This window comes from Modestobacter sp. DSM 44400, assembly GCF_900107175.1.
Classification (GTDB): domain Bacteria; phylum Actinomycetota; class Actinomycetes; order Mycobacteriales; family Geodermatophilaceae; genus Modestobacter.
On sequence record NZ_FNOZ01000120.1, the window covers coordinates 1 to 3,532 of the forward strand.

Here is a 3,532-nt window from a genome sequence, read left to right on the forward strand (position 1 = left end):
GTCGTACCCGCCGCGCATGATGGGCCCGTCAGCAACGCCGCCTAGTTGATCAACGGGCCGCTACCGAAGTTCCACGGAACTCGGGACATCCTCGTGCAGCCGCATGGCGAGCTCATTGCTTGAGGTCCGCGGTGTCGAGAAGCGGTTCGGTGAACTGCAGGCGCTGGGTGGGGTCGATCTGACGGTCGGAGCTCAGGAGTTCCACGGTCTGATCGGTCCGAACGGCTCCGGAAAGAGCACCCTGCTGCACACCATCGCCGGCGGTCTCCTCCCCGATCACGGGACCGTCAGTCTCACCGGACGCGATATCACGCGATGGGCCGTGTCCAGCCGGGCCGCGGTCGGCATGTCCATCAAGTTCCAGATCGCTCGGATCTTCCCCGATCTGACGGTGTATGACAATGTCCTGCTCGCGCTGCAGGCCGGCCAGTCGCTGGGCGGCCTGCTCATCTCGCGATCGCGGAGGCGGCTTGCCGCTCCGGTCATGGAGAGCCTGCGGGATTTCCGGCTGGACACCCGGGCCGACGACATGGCCGGAGACCTGTCGCACGGTGAGATGCAGTGGCTCGAGATCGCCATGGCACTCGCCTCGCACCCCAGCATGCTTCTGCTGGACGAGCCGACAGCCGGCATGAGCCCCGAGGAACGGCGGGTGACCGGGGACCTGCTGCGACCGATCAAATCCTCCTGTTCCATCCTGATCGTCGAGCACGACCTCGACTTCATCCGGTCCTTCTGCGACGTGATCACCGTCCTCGAAGGCGGCAAGATCCTGGCGGAGGGGACTCCGGCGGAGATCGAGAAGAACGAACGTGTACGAGAGGTGTACGTCACCCGTGTCTGAGCCTCTTCTTCAGGTCCGTGGCCTGTGCGCCGGTTATGGCTCCAGTCAGGTGCTGTTCGACGTCGACCTTGATGCGCCCGCCACGGGAGGTGTCGCGATCCTGGGACGGAACGGGGCCGGTAAGACCACACTTCTCAACACCATTCTCGGTGTGGTGCGACGGCGGGCGGGCAGCGTGCGCGTCGGGGAGCACGACGTCACGGGAATGCGGACGGATGAGGTGGTGAAACGGGGCGTGGGCTACGTGCCCCAGAACCAGCCGGTCTTCCCCGGACTGACCGTTCAAGAGAACTTGTCGGTCGGGGCTCTGGGAGGCCGGAAAGCGGGCAACCGGGACAGCTTGGAACGCGTCCTCGACGTCTTTCCGAAACTCTCGCAGCGTCTCCGCCAACCGGCCGGCACTCTCAGCGGAGGTGAGCGGAAGATGGTCGCCATCTCCCGCGCGCTGCTCGGCGACCCGAAGGTTCTCGTACTCGACGAGCCCACCGAGGGCGTCTGGATCGGTGTGGTCGAGGAGATCGGCGATCGGCTCCTCGAGTTCGCCCGCACACGAAGCATCGTCGTGGTCGAGCAGCACCTCGACTTCGCGTTGAAGCTCGCCGACCGCGCCTACGTCATGGATCGCGGCGTCATGGTCATGCACAGCCCTGCCGCGACCATTCGTGAGGACCCTCGGCTCTTCCGCTACCTCGCGCCCTGAGGACGCGAGACCGACACGCACGACCGAAAGGACGGACATGCCACGCCCGGACATCGACGAAGCAGGACTCGATCAGTTGCTGTTGTTCGCCCGCCTTGAGCTCACTCCTGAGCGCAGGGCGGCTGTAGGCCCCGCTCTCGACCTGATCGTCGGGCTGATGGACAGCCTCGACGCCGTCGATGTTGGCGAGACCCCACCGGCCACCGCCTTCGACCCCCGCTGGGAGTAAGCAGATGAAGCCGTACCAGCTCAGCATCACCGAGGCGGCACGCCTGATCTCCTCCGGTGAACTGTCGCCCGTCGAACTCACCCGCTCCGCGCTCGAGCGCATCGAGGAGGTGGATGACAGGCTGCACGCATTCGTCGTCGTGACCGCCGAGCAGGCACTCGAGGCGGCAGCAGTCGCCGAGAAGGAGATCGCCGACGGCGGCTACCGCGGGCCCCTGCACGGCATCCCGGTCGGTATCAAAGACCTTTTCGACGTCGCGGGGCTTCCCACGACCGCGAGTTCGGAAGTCCGCGCCGACTACATGGCCACGGAGGACTCCGCGTCCGTGCAGCGGCTCCGGGAGGCCGGTGCGATCCTGGTCGGCAAGACGCACACGCACGAATTCGCCTACGGCATCATCACTCCCACGACCCGCAATCCATGGGACATCGACCGCATCCCGGGCGGCTCCAGCGGCGGCTCGGGCGCGGCCGTCGCTTCGGGCGAGTGCCTCATGGGCATGGGCAGCGACACGGGTGGGTCGATTCGGATTCCCGCCTCCGTCTGCGGCACCGTCGGGCTCAAGCCGACCTACGGCCGCGTCTCCCGACACGGAGTCACGTCGCTGTGCTGGTCTCTGGATCACGTCGGCCCCTTGACCCGCACCGTGCGGGACGCAGCGGTGGTGCTGGGCGTCATCGCCGGCTTCGACCCACGAGACCCCGCCACTACGGAAGTAGCGGTGCCGGACTACACCGACGGCATAGAGACCGGTGTCGCCGGCCTCACCCTCGGCGTGCCCACCAATTACTACTTCGACGCCATCGATCCGCAGGTGGAGACGCTCGTCCGCGAGGCCGTGGCCGTGCTCGAGAGCAACGGCGCCACCGTGCGGGAGATCGAGATTCCCTTCGCGCAACATATAATGGCACTCGAGTTCGGACTGACCGTGCCGGAAGCTGCCGCCTACCACCAGTCGATGCTGCGCGCCCGCGGCGAGCGGTATCAGGACGACGTCCGCGTCTTCCTGGAGGCCGGAGAGTTGATGCTGGCCAGCCAGTACCTCAAGGTCCTACGGGTCCGCACACTGGTCAAGGAGGCCTTTCGACAGGCCTTCGAGGGAATCGACGCGATCGTATGTCCGACCCTGCCGGCAACCGCGGCCCGGGTCGGCCAGCAAGAGTTCGAGTTTCCCAACGGGGCGCGGAAGAACATTATGGACGCCTACGTCGGACACTCCGCCCCAGCCAATGTCACCGGGTTGCCCGCTCTGACCCTGACGTGCGGATTCGACTCGAACGGCATGCCGGTAGGTCTGCAGGTCATCGGACGCCCGTTCGACGAGCAGATGGTCCTGCGCGTCGGCCACGCCTACGAGGCCGCCACCGACTGGACGGCGCACACGCCGAGCCTCTGAGCCCATCACGCCGGCCCTCAGGTTTCTCGGTGGAGCGGTGCCGTCCGTGACTGCCGAGGACCCACGACTGGAGGACACATGACCAGCCTCGATGACATCAAGGCCAGAGTCTGCGCCGTCATCGACGCCCAGGCGGACCGGATCGTTACGCTCAGTGACGACATCATGCGTCATCCGGAGACCGGGTTCCGCGAGCAGGCCACGGCACGCCGCGTGGTCGATCAGCTGCGGGCCATGGGAGTGGACTTCCGTGACGGGCTCGCCAAGACCGGGGTGAGAGGTTGTCCCGGGTCTCGTGGAACTTGAGGTGGCGGTCCCCCGCCCGCACCGGCCGTGAGGTAGGTGTTGGGCGTCCGCCAAGAC

The 3,532-nt window shown here is 66.5% G+C and carries 5 protein-coding genes; all 5 read left to right on the plus strand.

Annotated features, from left to right (window positions below; all coding sequences use genetic code 11):
* Positions 1–103 precede the first annotated feature (103 nt).
* The 5 genes from BLW04_RS24965 to BLW04_RS27225 all read left to right on the plus strand — a co-directional run bounded on the left by BLW04_RS24965 (position 104) and on the right by BLW04_RS27225 (position 3,475).
* Positions 104–844, plus strand: coding sequence for an ABC transporter ATP-binding protein (locus BLW04_RS24965; protein WP_091548291.1), 741 nt, complete (start codon positions 104–106; stop codon positions 842–844).
* Positions 837–1,544, plus strand: coding sequence for an ABC transporter ATP-binding protein (locus tag BLW04_RS24970; protein WP_091548293.1), 708 nt, complete (start codon positions 837–839; stop codon positions 1,542–1,544). The genes BLW04_RS24965 and BLW04_RS24970 overlap by 8 nt, the downstream gene beginning before the upstream one ends.
* A gap of 37 nt (positions 1,545–1,581) precedes the next feature.
* A complete protein-coding gene (locus BLW04_RS24975; protein ID WP_091548295.1) occupies positions 1,582–1,773 on the plus strand; it encodes an Asp-tRNA(Asn)/Glu-tRNA(Gln) amidotransferase subunit GatC in 192 nt (63 codons plus the stop codon).
* Positions 1,774–1,777: 4 nt separating this feature from the next.
* A complete protein-coding gene (locus tag BLW04_RS24980; RefSeq protein ID WP_091548297.1) occupies positions 1,778–3,169 on the plus strand; it encodes an amidase in 1,392 nt (463 codons plus the stop codon).
* Positions 3,170–3,247: 78 nt separating this feature from the next.
* On the plus strand, positions 3,248–3,475 hold the full coding sequence (locus BLW04_RS27225) for a hypothetical protein (protein WP_175484296.1): 228 nt from the start codon (positions 3,248–3,250) through the stop codon (positions 3,473–3,475).
* Positions 3,476–3,532 lie beyond the last annotated feature (57 nt).